Genomic DNA, 20,086 nt, shown 5'->3' with positions numbered 1-20,086 from the left:
GAATGTCTCCAGGTGGTGCACGGGTTCTCGGGCAGGGGGAGGGGGCGGCACAGGGCAAGAGGCCGCGCAGCTCCGGGCCGTGGCTCGCCTTCAGGCGTTGTGGCCGACGGGCGCAGGCACCAGCAGGTTGGTGAGAAGGTGCGTGTGAGGCCCCGTGCCTGCCCGGGGCGGGGGCAGGCACGGGACGGAAGCGGCCGCCCGTCTTGCGGGTGACTGTCGGCGGCCGCGGATTGCGAGCGGTGCGTCAGCGCACCGGCAGGTGAGCAGCGCGCGAGGCCGGGCGCACCGTATGCGGTGGCCGGTCGTCATGGAGCAGACCGCTGTTCACGTCATTCATCCAACTGCTTGGTGAGACAGGGATCAAGGAGGCCGGCCAGTCCTTGACACGGCTCTGATACCGGTATGACCGGTCCCGGCCACGACGGGTGATACCGATCACGGGCCACACAACCCGCCCCGCCGCCGCGGCTCACCCGCGGGGCAGTGTCACCTTCTCCTGGCCGCAGCCGATACGGCTGGACTCCGCCTCGACATAGGCGGGCAGCAGGTCGTGGACGAACGTGAAGTCCTGCTCCCCGAACCCGTCCTTCTGCTCCAGCATGAAGATCACGTCCCCGCTCTGGCACCGCGCCCGGTACACGGCCCGGCTGACGTTGAACGATCCGAACCCGTTGGTGCCCTTGAAGGACCAGCCGCCCTTGAGGAGGTCCTGGGAGAAGACCTCGGCCAGTGCCGGGTCCACGACCGTGGTCATCCGGACTGCGGCCCTGGGGTAGCGGCCGGCGGCCTCGCAGATCCGGGCGGCGCCGCCGTCGCCGCTGACCCGGGCACGTGACAGGCTCTCGCGGTAGGCAGCGGGGAGGGCGAGGCCCTTGATCCCGCAGAAGGCGTCCGGCTGTGTGTCCCGCCACGCGACGACGTCCTTCGGCAGGTCCGGCGACCGGTAGACCCCGGAGCAGCCCAGCTCGCGTATGACGCCGTTGGCCGCGTCCACCGCAGCGTGCGCCAGAGCGGCGCGGTCCTCCCGCTCGTACTCCGACGAGATGTCAAGGCCCGCCGGCCCCATGCCGACGTCGACCACCACCGGGCCCTCGAACTGGGCGGGCCTGCCGGTACAGGACTGGGGAAGCGCCAGCCAGGCGCGGGAGGAGGACGCCATGCCGGGCAGGCCTTCTCCGAGGGCCACCATGCCTGCCGCGAGGAACTCCTCGGGCCACTGCCGCCCGTCGCTTCCGTGGAGACCGTCCAGCTTGTGCACCCGTACGGTCAGCTGCCTTCTGGCCCTGTCGTCCTTGTAACTGGTGATGCGGCACTGGCCGTAGGACAGTCCTTGGCCGTGGGGGTCGGTCTGCAGCATCTGCTCCTCGACCTCGGTCCTGCGGTCGCCGAAGAGGGACGACATGGTCGAGTCGCTGAGGGAATCCCAGCAGGGGGCGGGGCCGAGCAGCGGCAGGGTGTCCGTACGCCAGGCGACGGCGCCGGCCCCGAGAAGGCCGCCGGCCAGGACGGCCGCGGCGGTGGCCCGGACGGTGCGGTTCCGCAGCAGCCGGCGCACCAACGAGGGCCGCGCGGGAGAGGGAACCGAGGGAACCAGGTCCTGCTCCTTGTCCGGCTGTCGGGCCGGGGTCGTTTCGCTGTCCACTGCCGGTGTCACGCTCTCTCCGTTGTCCGCCGCGCTGCCGCTGTTGTCTACGGTCACCGGTTCTCCCCTGCCTGGCACCCGATGCGCTTGCTCACGGACGCGGTGAAGTTCGCGAACACCTGCTGGTCGTCCGGGCGGCTTCGGCCCTTGAGGCCGGGCTCGACGTTCCCGTAGAACACGGTTCGCCGACCGTCACAGGTGGCCCGCACAAGTCCTTGGCCGTTGCCCTCGGGAAGCCCGTCGAACAGTGCGACCATGCGGGGCTCGGACGCCATCACGAACTGCGCCGCCGGCTCATCGGGCACTCCCCGGGAGCGCCACACCATCGAACAGGTCTGGAGCCGCTCACCGACCACGCCCACCTGCTGCTGATAGGCGGAGTCCTTTCCGAACTCGAAAGTCACCCCCGGAATCCTGCACAGGGGAGTGGAGGCCCTCTCGTCCTTCTCCGCGGTGACCACCATCGGCGAGGTCAGGCGCAGCGGCCTTCCGGGCTTGCAGCCCGCCTTCGACGCGGCGGTGCCGGCCGCGTCCAGCAGCATCCGGGCGACGTCCATCCGGTTTCCGATGGTGAAAGGCATGGCCTTCTTGCCCAGGTGGCCGTCGCCCCAGCTCTCGCTCCGGATCGTGACCGCGGACGGTCTGCCGTCCACATTGCAGGTCTCGGGCAGCACCAGCATGGCCCGATCGCCGCCGACCAGCCCGTTCAATCCGTCGGGCAACGGCGAGGCCGAACCGTGGAAGAAGTGGGCTATCCATGCGCGGCGCTCCTCGGCCGAGGCCGGGACGGGGCCGTACGCGAGGGTGACGCGCTCATCGAAGGTGAGCGGCTCGGTGGAGTCGTCATCGGCGACCGACGAGGCGACGGTGACCGTGCACGTGGCGGTCGGCCTGGTGGACGAGGGCGGCGCCGACTCGGTGGCCCGGCGCGCGGAGCCGGACTTGCCGAGCGCCTCATCACCGAGGAAGGACGGACCGCTGTCCTCCTGCCACGCTCCCCAGCAGTAGCTCGCGCGGAACGGCCAGCTGCCCGTCGCGCTCAATCCGTACAACCCCGCACCCGAGGCAAGAACCACCCCACCTGCAACAAGGGCGAAGAACCTTCCCCGTTGCCTGCCGCCGATGCCCATGACATTCCCCCTGGTGAACCACGTAGATCACAGCAAACGCACCGATGCTACGTCCGATGCCGATGGTGTTTACGACTCATTTACGACACCCCGATGCCCGCCATCAGCAGCGCGTCAGGAAGTGCGGGTTTGCCGTAAGAAGGGCGTCAACGTGGTGCGTTGGCACGCGGTGGTGATCGCAGACTGAGTGGCAGGGGGAAGCGGACGACCGTCCGTGATGCGAGGTTGGAGGGCGCGTGACGATCACCGCCGAGGCCACGCCCAGTCCGGACCGCGGGGGGTCGGGCTGGAGCCGGGACGCATCACGGACGGGCCGTCCCGTGCACTGCCGCGCGAGCCTCGCCGTAAGGATGCCGTCAAAGTCGCACCCACGGCCGTATGGACGTTGTCAACGCCTGCCGAGGCGGCCGAAAACCGATGTTCCCTCCGGTTATCCGTGCTCATAGGACGTACAACAGGAAGGCGGCACGACGATGCCCCGGGTGCTGGTGGTGGATGACGAACCGCAGCTTGCGCGGTTGCTGGTGATCAATCTGAAGGCGCGGAAGTACGACGTGGACTGCGCGCAGGACGGGGGTACGGCCCTGGCGGCCGTGGCGGCCTGCCGCCCGGACGTGGTCCTGCTGGACCTCGGACTGCCCGACATGGACGGGATCGAGGTGATCAAGCAACTGCGCGGATGGTCGAAGGTGCCCGTCCTGGTGGTCTCCGCCCGCCACGGCTCCGAGGAGAAGATCCAGGCCCTGGACGCAGGCGCCGACGACTACATCACCAAGCCCTTCAGCATGGACGAACTGCTGGCCCGGCTGGGAGCCGTCATCCGCCGCACGCCGACACAGGAGTCGGCCGCCGCGGACGAAGCGGTCGTGGAGACCGAGGAGTTCACCGTCGACCTGCTCGCGAAGAAGGCGAGGCGCAGAGGGAAGATCATCAGGCTCACGCCGACGGAATGGCATCTGCTGGAGGTCCTGATCCGCAACCGGGGCCGGCTCGTCAGCCAGCGGCGTCTGCTCCAGGAGGTGTGGGGTTCGTCCTACGGAACGCAGACCAACTACCTGCGGGTGTACATGGCTCACCTCAGGCGGAAGTTGGAAGCGGACCCGTCACACCCGCGTCATCTGATCACTGCCCCCGGCATGGGGTACCGCTTCGAGGCGTGAGCGCGGCGGAGCCGACGGACAGGGGGCGCCGTCAAGACCCCGTCAATTCTGCGTCTCCCCGCGTATGAAGACCATCAACGTGCCTGGTGGGTCGAACTGTTGAGCCAGATGCTGGCGTGCACGCAGGGCCGTACGAACGGCCCGGGTGTGAGCTGGAGCGCGAGTGACGATCACCGCCGGTACCGAACAGACCCAGGGAGCGGGGGCTCCGGAGACTGTCACGCAGAGCCCCGCACCGGACGCCCGTCGCGTGAGCGTCCCACGTTCGCCGTCCGGAGGGGAGCTGGGAGGAGGGCCGCCGGGACCACGGCCTCCCACCATGATCGCCCGGGCGGCTCGCCTCCTCGCCGACCGCTACTGGGCCACCTTGCCCGGCCGGCTGCGCCTCGCTCGCGCGGCGTGCATGCTGCTCGTCGCCGGGCTGCTGATCCTGCTCGCGGTCGCGGCGACGGGCGCCACCACCGCTTGGGAAGAAACGGCCCAGCGCGACGCGCCCCGTACCGTTTCCGCGAGCCGGCTCAATCTCGCGCTCAACGACATGGACGCGCAGACGGCCAACATCCTGCTCTCCAGTGGTGATTCCGGTACCGGCAAGGGGCGCCTGGAAGAGTCGTACGCCAAGGCGAGCGGCTTCTACGGAGAGGCGCAGGAGACCATCAGCCGCTCCCTGCGTACGCTCGCCGCCGCCTCGGAAGGCGACCCGGCCACCGAGGCGACCGTCGTGCGGCTCACCGATGGCTTCGCGCACTACCAGGAGCTGATCGGGCGGGCACTGGAGAACGACAGCCGGCCCGGCGGCAAGGACGCCGCCCGCGAGGACTACCGGACCGCGACCGACCTCCTCACGGGTCGGCTGCTCCCGGAGGCGCGCAAGCTCGTTGACGCCAACAATGCGGTGTACGAACGGCAGTACGCCGCAGCGCGAGGCGACCTCGACGTGCAGCGGACCGCCGAAGCCGTCCTCGGCGTGCTGCTGATCGCCGCGCTGGTACTGCTCCAGATCCACCTCGCGCGCCGGTTCCACCGGGTCTTCAACCCTGGACTTATCGCCGCCACCCTCTGCGCTGTGGTCGCGGTCGTGTGCGGCGCCCAGCTGCTCACGATCACCTACGACCGGATGAAGGTCGCCCGCCGCGACTCCTTCGACTCCGTCATCGCGCTGTCACGGTCCAAAGCGATCGGTTACGACTCCAACGCCGACGAGAGCCGCTACCTCCTGGACCCCGACCGCCGCCCCGCGTACGAGCTCTCCTTCCTCGACAAGTCGCATCAGCTGTACGGGATTCAGGGCGCCGGACTCGATACGTACGACCGGAAGCTCGCCGACACGTGGGCCACGTACCTGAACAACCACGAGGACAAACGGTTCACCGGCGAGTACCGGCGCGAACTGGACAACATCACCTTCGCGGGCGAGCGGGAGGCCGCCCAGAAGACCGTCGAGGCGTACGCCGTCTACCAGCGCGACGACCGGACCTTCCGGCGGCTGGTGGCCGAGGGCAAGCAGCAGGAGGCCACGGTCTTCTGCATCGGCTGGGCATCTGACACCTCGAACGCCCACTTCGGGGAGTGGATGAAGGCTCTGGACCAGGTCACCGCCGTCAACCAGAGGCACTTCGATCTCGCTGTCCGGGAGGGCCGAGGGGCACTGACCACGCAGGGCCCGATGGCCGGCGCGTCGCTGCTGCTCACGGCCGGGTCGACGGTGCTGGGGCTGCGGCGCCGGCTGGCCGAGTTCCGGTGAGAGGGGCCGGCGAGCAGTACGGACGCGGGCAGGGGAGGGGAGATCGGCGTGCTTGATGTCCGCTTATACAAGGGCCGCCAGCCGGCCGGGGTGTTCCTCGATCACGAGGTGGCCGGCGTCCGGGATGACGTGCAGGTCGGTGCCGAGCATCGTGCGGACCGCCGGGGCGAGCCGTCGCGGTGGCAGGAAGGTGTCGTGCGCTCCCGTGATGACCAGCCGGGGAACGGCCCGCCCAGGGAGGTCTGCCACCCCAGGAGCTCCACTCGAGCGGGAGTGGCGTGCGACCAGCGTCATCCACTCCACCAGCTCTTCGCGGGGCTGGTGGCCGGGTGAGAGCATGGCCCGCAGGAGCCGGGTGCTGCGTGCCGGAGTCGGCCGGACGAACCAGGCGGCGGAGACGGCGAGCAGCCCGGGTGTGAGGCGCAGCCGGCCCAGTCCGCCGGGGGAGACTAGGACGAGCCGGTCGATGCGCGGTGACGGGCTGGACAGGGCGATGGCGGCACCGAAGGAATGCCCGACCACCACCACGGGCCCGGTCGCGGCAGCAGCGTCGAGGACCTCGCTCAGCCATGTGCCGTACCACGACAGGCGGCCGCCGGAGATCCCGCGGTCCCCGGAGCTGAGGCCGGGCTGTCCGGGGATGTCCGGCAGGAGGAGCCGGTGGCCGGCCGTGACAAGGGCGGTGGCCAGGGGCAGGGATGCGGCCGCGTTGAAGTTCGTACCCGGCACGAAGACCACCGTGGTCGGGCCGGAGCCGGCGCTCACCAGGTGGGTCTCTGCTCCGTTGGCGGTCACAACGGTCCGCTCGTGCGGCACCGGCCATGCGTCGAGCCGGCTGGTGCACCAGCGGCGGATCTGCTCCCGGCCCGGCGTGCTGCGGTAGATGGAGTCCACGCGGCGAGTATCGCCCCTCAACCCGCAGCCACTCTTCCGGCTGCCGCCGGTGTGCCGACGGCGTAGTGGGCGTACTCCCGCTCGGGACGGAAGCCGGCGGTCCAGGCGAGCAGGCGGCCGGGGCGGTTGCTCGCAGAGCAGGTCCAGCTGGGCGTGTGACCGCGGGCCGCTATGTCCGAGCACAGGGCGCTGACGCAGTCGAGAGCCAGGTACTGCAGGCGCGGGTCGGGCACGGTGACGCAGGCGACGTCCTCGTAGGCGGTGCCGAGGAAGTAGGTGCAGGCCATGGTCACGATGCGGTCGCCCTGGAAGGCGGCCCAGGCGTAGCCCGAGCGGGCGAGGGCGTCCGGACCGCCCCAGGTGCGGTGGATCCAGCTCATCGCGGGCGGAGGGTGGTGAGCGCGCGAGCGTCCCGCGCGTTCAGCCTCCGTACGGTCACACCCCTGGGCGGCCGGGTGGCGGGCACGGGACAGCGCTTGACGTACACCATGCGCTGCCACGGCACGACCCGGTCGAACGCGGCCCCGATCAGCGGAAGGAAGCGGCCCGGAGCCTCGATGGAGCGGTCCGCGAAGACCCTGAGATCCGTCGACGTCAGGGCCTGCGGGTCTCCGCGCAGGAGTACGTGGTCCCCGCATTCGGCGGCGATCACGCGCGGCTGGATGACGCGGTCCACCCACCAGCGGCCGGCCTCGGTGGTCAGCACGTGCTCGATCAGGGCGGTCGAGCCCGGGGCCCCGGTGGGGAACCAGCGGACGAGGGCCGGGAGTCGGTGGGACGGCAAGTTGATCACGAGGCTTCCTTGTCGGGACATGGAGGCGGGGCGGCCCTGTTCGGAGGGCCGCCTCGCGGAATGGGCTGATGGCTAGCAGGAGGGCTTGCTGCCGTGGTTGGAGCCCTTCTTGCGGCGGGCCCTCTTCTTCCGTGCGCGCTTGGACATGGACGGGTATCCCTTCAGGCGGTGTGGCCGACGAGGAGGTCGGCGAGCTTGTTGAGGCGCTTGATCGTGCGGTCCTCGGTGGCGGCGGCGGCCGGGGCGACGCGTTCGTCGCGGTCGTAATAGGCGCCGTTGACGATCTCGGTGGCGGGGTCGCAGAGGCGTACGACGTGCTGGGCGCCCTCGGCGGCGGATTCGCCTTCGTTGCCATAGAGGGGGAGCAGGCCGGTCTCGCAGACACCGGGGTGGACGGACACGGCGGTGACACGCGGGTCGGAGGCGAAGACGGTCAGCGCCAGCTGCGACTGCGCGTAGACGGCGAGCCGCGAGTAACGGCGCTCCCGGTTCGGGTCGCTCCACTGGATGGCGGCCGTGCGGTGGAGCGAGGAGGAGACGTTGACGACGCGCCCGCCCGGGTCGCTGGTGAGGGAGGGTTCCAGGAGGTTGGTGAGGAGGTAGTGCGCGAGGAAGTTGACCTGGAAGGCGGTCTCGTTGCCGTCGACGGTGAGGGTGTGACGCTCGGGGGCGGCGATGGCCGCGTTGTTGACGAGAACGTCGAGGCGCGGGTGTTCCCGTACGACCGCGTGCGCCAGGTTCTCGACCTCCTCCAGACGGACGAAGTCGGCTGCGAGCGGGCGCAGCAGGGCGCTGTCGATGCCCTCGGTGGTCACCAGACGGTCGGCCGCGGCCTGGGCCTCCTCGGGGATGCGGCCATGGAGGAGGACGACCGCGCCGCGCTGGGCGAGCAGGCGAGCGGTCTCGTAGCCGATGCCGGCGGTGGCGCCGGTGACGAGGACGGTACGTCCGGACAGGGATGAAGACATGTCGGATTCCTGGAAGCAGGCATGACTGACGCGCCCGGCGCCCCCGGCGTTGGGCAGGGGGCGAGGGCTCAGGTCATGCGGTGAAGGGGAGGACGCGTACGAAGCCCTGGCCGGAGTCCTTCAGGACACCGGTGGCAGGTACGCGGAGGACGCGCGGCCGATGTCAGAGGGCCGGGCGGACAGCGGGCGCCGTCGGCTGCACCTGATTCGGTGGCCGATCGTCGTAGCGCGGACCGCTGTTCATGACTCCATCCCAGCGCATCACGGATGCCGGGGCAAGATCCTGAACGGGACTTTGACGGCCTTCTGATGTAGGTCGGGTGACCGTGCGAATTCAGTCTTCGCGCAGGTCATCAAGGCCGCGTCAGAGATCGACGACCGCGCGGAAGGAATGCGTAAAGGAGCGTTGTCACGGACGTCGGCCGGGAACAGACTGGCGGAGCGACGGAGCCGGTGACGGTCCGGTGGCACGCGGCTGGAGGTCGGTGACCTGAACACCGCCGAAGATGCGCATGGTCCGGCCGTGGGGGTACGGGCCGATGCGACCGCGCGCTGGTCAACGTCGCACAACACATGAGCCGTCCAGCTTCCGGTGTGGGGATACCGAGCTGGGCGGCTCGCGTGTTTCGGTCGTCAACGAGCACGCGGGCAGGCATCCCTCCCGGCAAGTAGTTGCTAACATGGAAAATAGATGCCGAGTGGGCAGGTTCAAGGCTGCTCGGCGACGACGGGAGGGGTGTGCCATGTCTGAACAGGCCAATGCGGTCGCATCGTTGAAGGGGACTGCGCGGATCGAGGCGACCGCGCGGGGGCGAAGCGGCTGGTACGTCGGCTGTCTCTGGCTGTTCGCCGTGTGGCAGCTCGCTCTCGTCCCGGCGGTGCTGATGTGGCACGGGCGGACGGGGACGCTCGTCAGCACGTTGGCGAACGCCGTTGTGGTCATGGGGTTGTCCGTGTTCGCCACGAGGCAGCCCGTGGTCCCGCGCGGCTACGGCAGCAGGCATCTCAGGGTGATCGGCGCCTGGGCGGTTGCCTACGTCCTGACGCTCGTGCTCGGCTTCACCGTCTTCCTGGACAGTGTCGCCTTCGTGGTCGTGGCCGCTGTCGCCTGCGCGCTGCCGGCCGCTGCGGCGGCCTGGCGTGAGGCGCGCGCCGTATGACGCCGGAAGTCTCGGTGGGTGGCAGTCAGGGCCCTCATCCGCGACACGGACTCGCACCCCTTCTCGCATCGGCCGTGCGTCTGTCGATCGTCGCGGCTCTCGCTCCTGTGGAGAAGGCCGAGTTCGCCTATGTGCGGGACCTCGTGGAGATCACGGACTCTGCACTGTCGAAACAGGTCTCGCGCCTTGAAGAAGCGGGCTGGGTGACGGTGGAGAAGGGGCAGGTCGGGCGTCGGCCCCGGACCTGGCTGTCTCTGACCGAGGAGGGGATGACCACCTATCGGCGTCACCTCGCCGCCCTCACGGCCATCGCGGGCCTTCTAAGTTGATGCGGGGGGATCGCCGGCCACAGGATGTGACCGGCGATCATCGGGCCTGGTCCGCAGGCCGGTTCAGGTGACCGCCGACGTCGGGAGGTCCGCTGTGACCGGCGGTGCGCCGCCCGCTATGGGGAGGGTGATGACCATGGTGAGGCCACCGCCCGGGGTGTCCTCAGCGGTGAGCGTGCCGCCGATGGCCTCGGTGAAGCCGCGGGCGACCGCGAGGCCAAGGCCCACGCCCGCGCCTCGCGGGGCGTCGCCGTGGCGCTGGAAGGGCTCGAAGATCCGGTCCTTGGCCTCGTCCGGGACGCCGGGGCCACGGTCCACGACGCGCAGTTCCACGCGCTCGTGCAGGGCGCTGGCCGTGACGTTGACGGGCTGGCCGGCGGGGCTGTACTTGACGGCGTTCTCGACGATGTTGGCGACGGCCCGCTCCAGGAGGCCGCGGTCGACGGCGATCATCGGGAGCGTCTCGGGGATGTCGAGGTCGACACTGTCCTCCGGGACGCCGCCCAGCGCCATGGGTACGACCTCGTCGAGGTCGGTCTCCCGGATGAGGGGGACGACGGTGCCGGTGTTGAGGCGGGACATGTCGAGGAGGTTCCCGATCAGGGCGGCGAGGCGGTCGGCGCCGTCCTCGATGCCTTCGAGGAGTTCGGCCTTGTCGTCCTCGGACCATTCGACGTCGTCGGAGCGGAGCGAGCTGACTGATGCCTTGATGCCGGCGAGCGGGGTGCGCAGGTCGTGGCTGACTGCGGCGAGCAGCGCGGTGCGGATGCGGTTGGCCTCGGCGAGTTCGCGGGCCTTGCCGGCTTCGTCGACCAGGCGCTGGCGGTCGAGTACGACGGCTGCCTGGGCGGCGAAGGCGCCGAGGACGCGGCGGTCCTCGGCGGGCAGTACCCGGCCGGTGAGGGCGAGTGCCATGTTGTCGCCTATGGGCAGGTCCACGTCCGCGTCCTCGGGACGGGCGACAGGGTGGAGGCCGACGGCTGAGGCGGTGCTCCAGGGATCGACCTCACTGCTCCGTTCGAGGAGTACGACCGACTGCATGGCGAAGGTCTCTCGCAGGCGCTCGAGGAGGGCCTCGAGGGAGTCCTCGCCGCGCAGGACGCTCCCGGCGAGGAAGGAGAGGATCTCGGACTCGGCGCGCAGCCGGGCGGCCTGATGGGTCCGCCGGGCGGCCAGGTCGACCACGGAGGCCACCGACACGGCGACGCCGACGAAGATCGCGATGGCGACGATGTTCTTCGGGTCGGAGATGGTGAACTCGTGCAGCGGCGGGGTGAAGAAGTAGTTCAGGAGCAGCGACCCGAAGGCCGCCGAGGCCAGGGCGGGCAGCAAGCCTCCCAGGAGGGCCGCCGCCACCGTGAAGGTGAGGAACAGCAGCATGTCGTTGGCGAGCCCGAGGTCGGGAAGGACCTGGTTCAGCAGAATGGTGAGGAGCGCGGGTCCGGCGATACCGGTCAGCCAACCCCAGATGATGCGGGACCGGCCGAGACGGGCACCGCGGGCGATAGGCAGGCCGCGGCCCTTGGCGGCCTCGTCGTGGGTGACGATGTGGACGTCGAGATCGGGCCCGGATTCACGGGCGACCGTGGCACTCACGCCCGGCCCGAACACGTACTGCCAGGATCGCCTGCGGCTGACACCGAGCACGATCTGGGTGGCGTTGCACCCGCGGGCGAACTCCAGCAGCGCGTCGGCGACGCTGTCGCCTATGACGTGGTGGAATGTGCCGCCCAGGTCCTCGACCAGGGTGCGCTGGACGGCCAGCTCCTTGGGCGAGGCGGAGGTCAGGCCGTCGCTGCGGGCGATGTAGACGGCGAGGACCTCGCCGCCCGCGCCCTTCTCGGCGAGGCGGGCGGCGCGGCGGATCAGCTGACGCCCCTCCGGTCCGCCGGTAAGACCGACGACGATGCGTTCGCGGGCCTGCCAGGTGGAACGGATGTTGTGCTCGCCCCGGTACTCCTGGAGATACTCGTCGACCCGGTCGGCGACCCACAGCAGCGCCAGCTCGCGCAGGGCAGTGAGGTTGCCGGGGCGGAAGTAGTTGGACAGGGCCGCGTCGACCTTGTCGGGCTTGTAGACGTTGCCGTGGGCCATGCGACGGCGCAGGGCCTGCGGGGACATGTCGACGAGCTCGATCTGGTCGGCGCGGCGCGCGACCTCGTCGGGGACCGTCTCCCGTTGCCGTACCCCGGTGATCGTCTCGACCACGTCACCCAGCGATTCGAGGTGCTGGATGTTGACCGTCGAGACGACGTCGATGCCCGCCTGGAGGAGTTCCTCGACGTCCTGCCAGCGCTTGGCGTTGCGCGAGCCCGGTACGTTGGTGTGGGCCAGCTCGTCCACCAGAGCCACAGCGGGGCGCCGCGCGAGGATCGCGTCCACGTCCATCTCGGTGAAAGTGCTGCCCCGGTACTCGATCTCGCGCCGCTCGATGAGTTCCAGGCCGTGCAGCATCACCTCGGTGCGCGGACGGTTGTGGTGCTCGACGAAGCCGACGACGCAGTCGGTGCCCCGCTCGATCCGGCGGTGCGCCTCGGAGAGCATCGCGTACGTCTTGCCGACGCCCGGCGCTGCGCCGAGGTAGATGCGGAGCTTGCCGCGTCCCATGTTCCGACTCTTCATTCTCTGCTGGCGACGGGGTCCGTGCCGTGGATCGGGTGGGTGATCAGGGTTCGAAGCGGTATCCCATGCCCGGTTCGGTGATCAGATAGCGCGGATGCGAGGGGTCCGGTTCCAGTTTGCGCCGTAGCTGGGCCATGTATACACGCAGGTAATTGGTGTTCTCCCCGTAGGTCGGACCCCAGACCTCCAGCAGGAGCCGTCCCTGTGTGATCAGCCGGCCCGGATGGGTGATGAGGATTTCCAGCAGGTGCCACTCGGTCGGGGTCAGCCGTACGATGCGCTCGCCCCGGCGTACCTTCTTCGCGACCAGGTCGACGGTGAACTCGTCGGTCGTGACCACGGCGACTTCGTCGGCCTGGGAAGCCGCGGGCACTTCATTTCGACGGGCGGCTGCCCGCAGGCGGGCCAGGAGCTCGTCCATGCTGAACGGTTTCGTCACGTAATCGTCGGCGCCGGCGTCCAGGGCCCGGATCTTGTCCTCCGAAGTGTGGCGCGCGGACAGGACCAGGATGGGGACCTTGCTCCAGCCGCGGACACTCTTGATGACGTCGACGCCGTCCATGTCGGGCAGCCCGAGGTCCAGCACTATGACGTCCGGCTTGCGGGCCGCCGCGAGCCGCAGGGCCGAGGCGCCGTCGGAGGCCTCTTCGACCTCGAATTTGCGCGCCTGGAGATTGATCTTCAGCGCGCGGACGAGCTGAGGGTCGTCCTCCACCACCAGCACCCGGGTCATCGGTGTGCAGCCTTTCCTTCGTAACGGGCACGGTGAGAGCCGACGGGGCGCTGGGGGGCACCTCCCAGCAATAGCTGGGGGAGCTCCGCGCCCCGCCGGCTCTCAGTCCGTGCGATGTGGAGCTCAGCTCTTGGACAGCGCCTTCAGGGCGATGTTGAGCTCCAGGACATTGACGCGCGGCTCTCCCATGAAGCCGAGGGTCCGGCCCTGGGTGTGGTCGGCGACGAGCTTCTCGACCTGCTTGACGTCGAGCTTGTTCTGCTCGGCGACCCGGTGGACCTGGAGCTTGGCGTACGCGGGGGAGATGTTCGGGTCGAGGCCGGAGCCGGAGGAGGTGACGGCGTCGGCCGGCACGTCCGCGGGCTTGGCCTGGTACGAGGGGGTGGAGTTGTCCGCTACGACCGCGTCCTTGGCGGCGACGACCTGGGCGCAGAGCGTGCCTTCCTCCGCGTCCTTCGGGCAGATGCCGCCCACGGCACCGTTGTCGGCGGAGCGGTTGGTGGCGCCGGAGAGGATCAGCGAGTACTGCGTGTTGACGCTGTTGCTGCCCAGTCCGTTGGAGGGGCGGGGCTGGAACCACTTGAGGTCCGGCTTCGCGGCCTCTTCGTCGTCGTTCGGGTCGTTCTTCGGCAGGTTGTAGGTCTGCCCGATGAGGGAAGAGCCCACGACCTGGCCGCTCTTGTCCTTGATCTCGGAGCCGTTGGCCTTGTCGTTGAACAGGGCCTGGACGATCCCGGTGACGGCGAGCGGGTAGATGACCCCGCAGATCACGGTCAGAACGAGAAGTGCGCGGAGACCCGCACCGATCAGGCGCAGGGTGCTGGATACGGAATTGTTCATGGCAGATCAGCCGATTCCGGGGATGAGGGAGATGAGCAGGTCGATGATCTTGATGCCGATGAACGGGGCGATCAGGCCGCCCACGCCGTACAGTCCGATGTTGCGGCGGAGCATCTTGTCGGCGCTGGTCGGCTTGTACTGGACGCCCTTGAGGGCGAGCGGGACCAGCGCGATGATGATCAGTGCGTTGAAGATGACGGCGGACAGGATCGCCGACTCGGGCGAGGACAGGCCCATGATGTTGAGCTTGTCGAGGCCCGGGTAGACCACGGCGAACATGGCCGGGATGATCGCGAAGTACTTCGCCACGTCGTTGGCGATGGAGAACGTGGTGAGGGCACCCCGCGTGATCAGCAACTGCTTGCCGATCTCGACGATCTCGATGAGCTTGGTGGGGTTGGAGTCCAGGTCCACCATGTTCCCGGCCTCCTTGGCGGCCGAGGTACCCGTGTTCATCGCCACGCCCACATCGGCCTGCGCGAGCGCCGGGGCGTCGTTCGTACCGTCGCCGGTCATCGCGACGAGCTTGCCGCCGGCCTGCTCCCGCTTGATGAGGGCCATCTTGTCCTCGGGAGTGGCCTCGGCGAGGAAGTCGTCGACACCCGCCTCCTCGGCGATGGCCTTCGCGGTCAGCGGGTTGTCACCCGTGATCATGACCGTCTTGATGCCCATGCGGCGCAGTTCCTCGAACCGCTCCCGCATGCCCTCCTTGACCACGTCCTTGAGGTGAATCACGCCCAGCACCCGGGCGCCCTTGTCATCCTTGACGGCGACGAGCAGCGGCGTACCGCCGGCCTCCGAGATCTTGTTGGCGAGGATGTCTGCGTCGTCGGAGACCTGGCCACCCTGCTCCCGGACCCAGGTGATGACGGATCCTGCCGCGCCCTTGCGGGTCTGCTTGCCGTCCACGTCCACGCCCGACATCCGGGTCTGGGCGGTGAAGGCGATCCACTCGGCCTGCGACAGCTCGCCCTGGTGGCGCTCGCGCAGACCGTACTTCTCCTTCGCCAGAACAACGATGGAGCGGCCCTCGGGGGTCTCGTCCGCGAGGGAGGACAGCTGGGCGGCGTCGGCCAGTTCCGCCTCCGTGGTGCCCTTGACGGGCACGAACTCTGAGGCTTGGCGGTTGCCGAGGGTGATGGTGCCGGTCTTGTCGAGCAGGAGCGTCGAGACGTCGCCCGCGGCTTCCACCGCACGACCGCTCATCGCGAGGACGTTGCGCTGGACGAGCCGGTCCATGCCCGCGATGCCGATAGCGGACAGCAGGGCGCCGATGGTGGTGGGAATGAGGCAGACCAGCAGGGCGGTGAGCACGATCATCGACTGCTCGGCGCCCGCGTAGATCGCGAACGGCTGCAGGGTCACCACGGCCAGCAGGAAGACGATGGTGAGGGACGCCAGCAGGATGTTGAGGGCGATCTCGTTGGGCGTCTTCTGCCGTGCGGCGCCCTCGACGAGGGCGATCATGCGGTCGATGAAGGTCTCGCCGGGCTTCGTCGTGATCTTGATGACGATCCGGTCCGACAGGACCTTCGTGCCGCCGGTGACCGCACTGCGGTCGCCGCCGGACTCCCGGATAACGGGGGCGGACTCACCCGTGATGGCTGACTCGTCCACCGAGGCGACGCCTTCGACGACGTCGCCGTCGCCGGGGATGATGTCGCCGGCCTCGCAGACCACCAGGTCGCCGATACGGAGCTCCGCGCCGGGCACCTGCTCCTCGCCCTTGCCGTCCTGGGTCAGACGGCGGGCGACGGAGTCGGTCTTGGCCTTGCGCAGGGTGTCCGCCTGGGCCTTGCCGCGGCCCTCGGCGACGGCCTCGGCCAGGTTGGCGAAGATCGTGGTCAGCCACAGCCAGGCGGTGATCGCCCAGCCGAACCAGTTCGTCGGGTCCTTGACCGCGAGGACGGTGGTGACCACCGAGCCGATCAGGACGACGAACATGACCGGCGACTTGATCATGATCCTGGGGTCGAGCTTGCGGATCGCGTCGGGGAAGGACTTCAGCAGCTGCTTCGGGTCGAAGAGGCCGCCGCCCACGCGCCCGCCGCCCGGCTTGTGGCCGGTGGGCACGTCCTGGTGCGGAGCCCTTGTGGGTGTGGCGGTGCTCATGATGCGAGCCCTTCGGCGAGCGGACCCAGTGCCAGGGCCGGGAAGTAGGTCAGACCGGTGACGATGAGGATCGTGCCGACGAGCAGGCCGGTGTAGAGCGGCTTGTCGGTGCGCAGCGTGCCCGCGGTCTCGGGAACGGGCTTCTGCTCGGCGAGGGAGCCGGCCAGGGCCAGGACGAACACCATGGGCAGGAAGCGGCCGAGCAGCATGGCGATGCCGATGGTGCTGTTGAACCACTGCGTGTCGGCGTTCAGGCCGGCGAAGGCCGAGCCGTTGTTGTTGGCGCCCGAGGTGTAGGCGTAGAGGATCTCCGAGAAGCCGTGAGCCCCGGTGTTGGTCATCGAGTTGGCCGGGGTGTCCAGCGCCATCGCCGCGGCGGTGAAGCCGAGGACGAGGGCCGGGGTGATGAGGATGTAGCAGGCCGCGAACTTGATCTCGCGGGTGCCGATCTTCTTGCCCAGGTACTCGGGGGTCCGGCCGACCATCAGACCGGCGATGAACACCGCGATGATCGCCATGATCAGCATGCCGTAGAGGCCGGATCCCACACCACCGGGCGCGATCTCGCCGAGCTGCATGCCCAGCAGCTGGATGCCGCCGCCGAGGCCGGTGTAGGAGGAGTGGAAGGAGTTGACCGCTCCGGTCGAGGTCAGCGTAGTCGCGACCGAGAAGATCGCGGACGCGCCGATCCCGAAGCGGGTCTCCTTGCCCTCCATCGCCCCGCCCGCGGCCTGGAGCGCCGGGCCGTGGTGGGCGAACTCGGTCCACATCATCAGCGCGGTGAAGCCGATCCAGATGGTGGCCATCGTGGCGAGGATCGCGTAGCCCTGGCGCAGGTTGCCGACCATGCGGCCGAAGGTGCGGGTGAGGGCAAACGGGATGACGAGGATCAGGAAGATTTCGAAGAGGTTGGAGAACGGGTTGGGGTTCTCGAAGGGGTGGGCCGAGTTGGCGTTGAAGTAGCCGCCGCCGTTCGTGCCCAGCTCCTTGATGACCTCCTGCGAGGCAACCGCCCCGCCGTTCCACTGCTGCGTGCCGCCCATGAACTGGCCGACCTCGTGGATGCCGGCGAAGTTCTGGATCGCGCCGCAGGCGACCAGGACGATCGCGCCGATCACCGAGATCGGCAGCAGGATGCGGACGACACCGCGGACCATGTCGGCCCAGAAGTTGCCCAGCTCACCCGTGCGGGAGCGTGCGAAGCCCCGTACGAGGGCGACGGCGACGGCCATGCCGACGGCGGCGGAGACGAAGTTCTGCACGGCGAGGCCGCCGGTCTGTACGACGTGGCCCATGGCCTGCTCGCCGTAGTACGACTGCCAGTTCGTGTTGGCCACGAAGGAGGCGGCGGTGTTGAAGGCCTGGTCCGGGTCGATCGACACGAAGCCGAGCGAGCCGGGCAGGATCCCCTGCACACGCTGCAGGAGGTAGAGGAACAGGACGCTGACGGCGGAGAAGGCGAGGACGGCACGCAGGTAGGCGGGCCAGCGCATCTCGGCCGACGGGTTGGCGCCGATGGCCTTGTAGATCCACTTCTCCGGCTTGTGGTGCTTCTCGGAGGAGTAGGCGCGGGCCATGTAGTCGCCCAGCGGGCGGTAGGCCAGCGCGAGCGCGGCGATCAGTGCGAGGAGCTGGAGCACACCAGCGAGAACGGGACTCATCGGTGGCTAGAACCTCTCCGGGTACACAAGGGCGAGGACGAGGTATCCGAGCAGGGAGACGGCCACTACGAGGCCGACGATGTTTTCGGCGTTCACAGCTTGGTCACCCCCCGGGCGATGAGAGCCACCAGCGCGAACACCGCGACCGTGGTGACGACGAAGGCCAGATCGGCCACCGTGAGCTCCTGGATGAAGAGGGAGGAAATGAATCGGCCAGATGGCCGATGTCGAGATAACCGTGTCTTCATCCCGGCGTTAAGACACCTTGATGGGGTCCATACGGACGCAGGGGAACTCTTAACGCCACGCATACGCGAAAGGCCGCGATCCGCCGGTCAGCGCTGCTGGGACAGGCCGGCCGTGTCCAGCGCGGCACCGGCCTGTGCGGCCAGCGCGACCGCCACCAAGCGGGCCTCTTCGGGAGGCAGGGGACGGTCCGGGAGCGGATCGAGGAGGAAGCGGCCGTAGTAGTGGCCGCCGCCGACGGCCCGCAGCTCGGTGTCGCCCTCCGGCCAGTCGGCGTACTCGGTGATCCGGCTGCCGCTGCGCAGCCACAAGCCACCGTCGTGCTCCAGCCGTGGCAGGTTTCCCATGAGGGTCCCGTACTCGAAGCGGCAGCCGCGCAGCCCCAGCAGGCCGACGAGCTCCCGGCGCACGTACTCGACCACCGCTTCCGGCGAGCCGCCGTCCTCGACCAGACGTGCGGTTCCCTGGAGGCTCGACAGATGTGCGGCGTCGGTGACCACGACCGTGCGAAGCCGTTGTACCCGTACGGCCAGCTGCGAGACGATCAGTCCGACGACGAGCAGGAGGACGGCCGTCTGGATCTCGTCACCGTCGGCGATGGTGAACTGCTGGTAGGGCCTGGTGAGGAAGAAGTCCCACCAGCCAGCCGCAGAGAGTGCGGCCAGCGCCCCGGCCGCCCGGGTACCGAGCGCGGCGACTGCGACCACCGCGACGACCATGATCAGAGCTTCGTTCGTCGCCGAAAGGCCTGTGCGGAACGGCACGAGCGCGAGCGCCACGAGGAAGGGCACCACGAGGGCCGCGAGCAGGACGGCACGGTCGTGGAGTCGGTGCGAGTATCCGGACATGTGATGCCTCCCGTCCGGACAGGACGGTCTCGAATCAGAACCTCTCGGGCCTGATCAGGGCGGCCACGAGGTAGCCGAGCAGAGCGACGGCAACGATGAGCCCGACCACGTTCTCCGCGTCCATCAGCGGCTACTCCCTCGACTCCGCCGGACATGTGTCACGCACATCAAGCGTGCCCCCGGCCGATGAAGGAGCCACGCGCCCTGGCGAGGTCTTGACGCACCTCATACGACTTTGCGGCCCCGGCGTCAGGGGCACGTGAAGAGTGGCGCGGCGGTCGTATGGATTACGCCAAGAGCACTGGTCATTCGGCCATGCCGTCCCGACGCTGTCCTCACTTTGTCCAATCGGAGGAACAGCGAAGATGGCCATAGACATGGGAAAGACGACCGCGGCAGGAAAGGCACCGGGCACGGAGGAACCTCCTGATACCGGCGTAGGGACGCCTCCCGCATCGGGGGACCGGCACCGGCTGACCGCCCTCCAGGGCCTGGCCGCACTGTCGCTGGACGCGATGGCTTCCGTCGCGTACGGGCCCGAGTCGATCGTGCTGGTCCTGGCGGCAGCCGGCGCCTACGGCCTCGGCTTCACCCTCCCCGTCACTCTGGCGATCGCGGCGTTGCTGGCCGTGCTGGTGGCCTCGTACCGGCAGGTGATCGCGGCGTTCCCGGACGGTGGTGGCTCGTACGCCGTCGCCAAGAAGCATCTCGGCCGGCGCACGAGTCTCGTGGCCGCGGCCTCGCTCATCCTCGACTACGTACTGAACGTCGCAGTCTCCGTCACGGCCGGTGTCGCCGCGCTGACCTCGGCCTTCCCTGAGCTGTACGGGGAGCGGGTGTGGATCTGCCTCGGGGTTCTCGTCCTGGTCACGGCGGTGAACCTGCGCGGGGTCGTGGATTCCGCGCAGGCGTTCCTCGTTCCGACCGCGGTGTTCGTCGGGTCGATCCTGACCATGGTCGCGGTCGGCCTCCTCCGCGACGGCCCGGTCAGCACCGCCTCGGCGGCCGGCCATGCCTCCGCTCTCGGCGAAGGGGCCACAACCGTCGGCGCACTGTTGCTGCTGAAGGCCTTCGCCGCCGGCTGCTCCGCGCTGACCGGCGTCGAAGCCGTCGCCAACGCCGTGCCGTCCTTCCGCGCCCCGGCCGCCCGCCGCGCCCAGCGCACCGAGGCCGCGCTCGGCGCCCTGCTCGGCGTCATGCTGAT

General features: G+C 69.2%; 21 protein-coding genes. 5 read left to right on the top strand and 16 right to left on the bottom strand.

What is annotated here, in order from left to right; translation table 11 throughout:
- Window positions 1-469: 469 nt before the first annotated feature.
- Together ACZ4YL_RS36080 and ACZ4YL_RS36075 are read right to left on the bottom strand one after the other, a co-directional pair.
- Window positions 470-1,699 (bottom strand): hypothetical protein, encoded by a 1,230-nt coding sequence (locus ACZ4YL_RS36080; protein WP_468122228.1) that lies wholly within the window; start codon window positions 1,697-1,699, stop codon window positions 470-472.
- Window positions 1,696-2,685, bottom strand: a complete 990-nt coding sequence (locus tag ACZ4YL_RS36075) for a hypothetical protein (RefSeq protein ID WP_468122227.1) — start codon at window positions 2,683-2,685, stop codon at window positions 1,696-1,698. The genes ACZ4YL_RS36080 and ACZ4YL_RS36075 overlap by 4 nt, the downstream gene beginning before the upstream one ends.
- Before the next feature lie 560 nt (window positions 2,686-3,245).
- Between ACZ4YL_RS36075 and ACZ4YL_RS36070 the strand changes: the two genes are divergently transcribed.
- A complete protein-coding gene (locus ACZ4YL_RS36070; protein WP_468122225.1) occupies window positions 3,246-3,932 on the top strand; it encodes a response regulator transcription factor in 687 nt (228 codons plus the stop codon).
- A gap of 319 nt (window positions 3,933-4,251) precedes the next feature.
- On the top strand, window positions 4,252-5,676 hold the full coding sequence (locus tag ACZ4YL_RS36065) for a hypothetical protein (protein WP_468122223.1): 1,425 nt from the start codon (window positions 4,252-4,254) through the stop codon (window positions 5,674-5,676).
- 63 nt (window positions 5,677-5,739) lie between these two features.
- Here the strand turns inward: ACZ4YL_RS36065 and ACZ4YL_RS36060 are convergent, their stop codons facing one another.
- The 5 genes from ACZ4YL_RS36060 to ACZ4YL_RS36040 all read right to left on the bottom strand — a co-directional run bounded on the left by ACZ4YL_RS36060 (window position 5,740) and on the right by ACZ4YL_RS36040 (window position 8,331).
- Window positions 5,740-6,570, bottom strand: coding sequence for an alpha/beta fold hydrolase (locus ACZ4YL_RS36060; protein ID WP_468122221.1), 831 nt, complete (start codon window positions 6,568-6,570; stop codon window positions 5,740-5,742).
- Between the two features lie 17 nt (window positions 6,571-6,587).
- Entirely contained in the window at window positions 6,588-6,950 is a 363-nt protein-coding gene (locus ACZ4YL_RS36055; RefSeq protein ID WP_468122219.1) for a GNAT family N-acetyltransferase, read from the bottom strand.
- The gene (locus ACZ4YL_RS36050; RefSeq protein WP_468122218.1) at window positions 6,947-7,363 is read right to left on the bottom strand and encodes a hypothetical protein; all 417 of its coding nucleotides are present in this window, start codon (window positions 7,361-7,363) and stop codon (window positions 6,947-6,949) included. The genes ACZ4YL_RS36055 and ACZ4YL_RS36050 overlap by 4 nt, the downstream gene beginning before the upstream one ends.
- Window positions 7,364-7,435: 72 nt before the next feature.
- Window positions 7,436-7,510 (bottom strand): 50S ribosomal protein bL37, encoded by a 75-nt coding sequence (locus ACZ4YL_RS36045; RefSeq protein ID WP_466395514.1) that lies wholly within the window; start codon window positions 7,508-7,510, stop codon window positions 7,436-7,438.
- A gap of 14 nt (window positions 7,511-7,524) precedes the next feature.
- Window positions 7,525-8,331, bottom strand: coding sequence for an SDR family NAD(P)-dependent oxidoreductase (locus ACZ4YL_RS36040; RefSeq protein ID WP_468122217.1), 807 nt, complete (start codon window positions 8,329-8,331; stop codon window positions 7,525-7,527).
- A 743-nt stretch (window positions 8,332-9,074) separates the two neighbouring features.
- Here ACZ4YL_RS36040 and ACZ4YL_RS36035 point away from each other — a divergent pair.
- Window positions 9,075-9,491, top strand: coding sequence for a hypothetical protein (locus ACZ4YL_RS36035; RefSeq protein ID WP_468122215.1), 417 nt, complete (start codon window positions 9,075-9,077; stop codon window positions 9,489-9,491).
- Window positions 9,488-9,820, top strand: coding sequence for a winged helix-turn-helix domain-containing protein (locus ACZ4YL_RS36030; protein WP_373040477.1), 333 nt, complete (start codon window positions 9,488-9,490; stop codon window positions 9,818-9,820). The genes ACZ4YL_RS36035 and ACZ4YL_RS36030 overlap by 4 nt, the downstream gene beginning before the upstream one ends.
- A gap of 63 nt (window positions 9,821-9,883) precedes the next feature.
- Here the strand turns inward: ACZ4YL_RS36030 and ACZ4YL_RS36025 are convergent, their stop codons facing one another.
- The 9 genes from ACZ4YL_RS36025 to kdpF (ACZ4YL_RS35985) all read right to left on the bottom strand — a co-directional run bounded on the left by ACZ4YL_RS36025 (window position 9,884) and on the right by kdpF (ACZ4YL_RS35985) (window position 19,006).
- On the bottom strand, window positions 9,884-12,427 hold the full coding sequence (locus ACZ4YL_RS36025; protein WP_468122213.1) for a DUF4118 domain-containing protein: 2,544 nt from the start codon (window positions 12,425-12,427) through the stop codon (window positions 9,884-9,886).
- A 58-nt stretch (window positions 12,428-12,485) separates the two neighbouring features.
- Window positions 12,486-13,175, bottom strand: a complete 690-nt coding sequence (locus ACZ4YL_RS36020; protein ID WP_468122211.1) for a response regulator — start codon at window positions 13,173-13,175, stop codon at window positions 12,486-12,488.
- Between the two features lie 123 nt (window positions 13,176-13,298).
- Window positions 13,299-14,015: a potassium-transporting ATPase subunit C gene (locus tag ACZ4YL_RS36015; protein WP_468122209.1), complete on the bottom strand. Its 717-nt coding sequence runs from the start codon at window positions 14,013-14,015 to the stop codon at window positions 13,299-13,301.
- 6 nt (window positions 14,016-14,021) lie between these two features.
- Window positions 14,022-16,127, bottom strand: a complete 2,106-nt coding sequence (gene kdpB, locus ACZ4YL_RS36010) for a potassium-transporting ATPase subunit KdpB (RefSeq protein WP_468122208.1) — start codon at window positions 16,125-16,127, stop codon at window positions 14,022-14,024.
- Window positions 16,124-17,788 (bottom strand): potassium-transporting ATPase subunit KdpA, encoded by a 1,665-nt coding sequence (gene kdpA, locus ACZ4YL_RS36005; RefSeq protein WP_468122207.1) that lies wholly within the window; start codon window positions 17,786-17,788, stop codon window positions 16,124-16,126. Before kdpA ends, kdpB begins: the two co-directional genes overlap by 4 nt.
- Window positions 17,789-17,794: 6 nt before the next feature.
- Window positions 17,795-17,884 carry a K(+)-transporting ATPase subunit F gene (gene kdpF / locus ACZ4YL_RS36000; RefSeq protein ID WP_037789535.1) on the bottom strand — a complete coding sequence of 30 codons (90 nt, stop codon included), beginning with the start codon at window positions 17,882-17,884 and terminating at the stop codon, window positions 17,795-17,797.
- Window positions 17,881-18,036 (bottom strand): hypothetical protein, encoded by a 156-nt coding sequence (locus ACZ4YL_RS35995; protein ID WP_008734570.1) that lies wholly within the window; start codon window positions 18,034-18,036, stop codon window positions 17,881-17,883. The genes kdpF (ACZ4YL_RS36000) and ACZ4YL_RS35995 overlap by 4 nt, the downstream gene beginning before the upstream one ends.
- An 87-nt stretch (window positions 18,037-18,123) precedes the next feature.
- The gene (locus tag ACZ4YL_RS35990) at window positions 18,124-18,882 is read right to left on the bottom strand and encodes a DUF4118 domain-containing protein (RefSeq protein ID WP_468122205.1); all 759 of its coding nucleotides are present in this window, start codon (window positions 18,880-18,882) and stop codon (window positions 18,124-18,126) included.
- Between the two features lie 34 nt (window positions 18,883-18,916).
- Window positions 18,917-19,006: a K(+)-transporting ATPase subunit F gene (gene kdpF / locus ACZ4YL_RS35985; RefSeq protein ID WP_468122203.1), complete on the bottom strand. Its 90-nt coding sequence runs from the start codon at window positions 19,004-19,006 to the stop codon at window positions 18,917-18,919.
- A 241-nt stretch (window positions 19,007-19,247) separates the two neighbouring features.
- Here kdpF (ACZ4YL_RS35985) and ACZ4YL_RS35980 point away from each other — a divergent pair.
- Window positions 19,248-20,086 (top strand): APC family permease (locus tag ACZ4YL_RS35980; RefSeq protein ID WP_468122202.1); only part of this gene is annotated, 839 nt, incomplete at its 3' end.

The sequence above is a fragment of the Streptomyces sp. NPDC030021 genome, from assembly GCF_055574035.1.
Note: the sequence above shows the minus strand (reverse complement) of the source record. Positions and strands in the feature narration are given on the sequence as shown.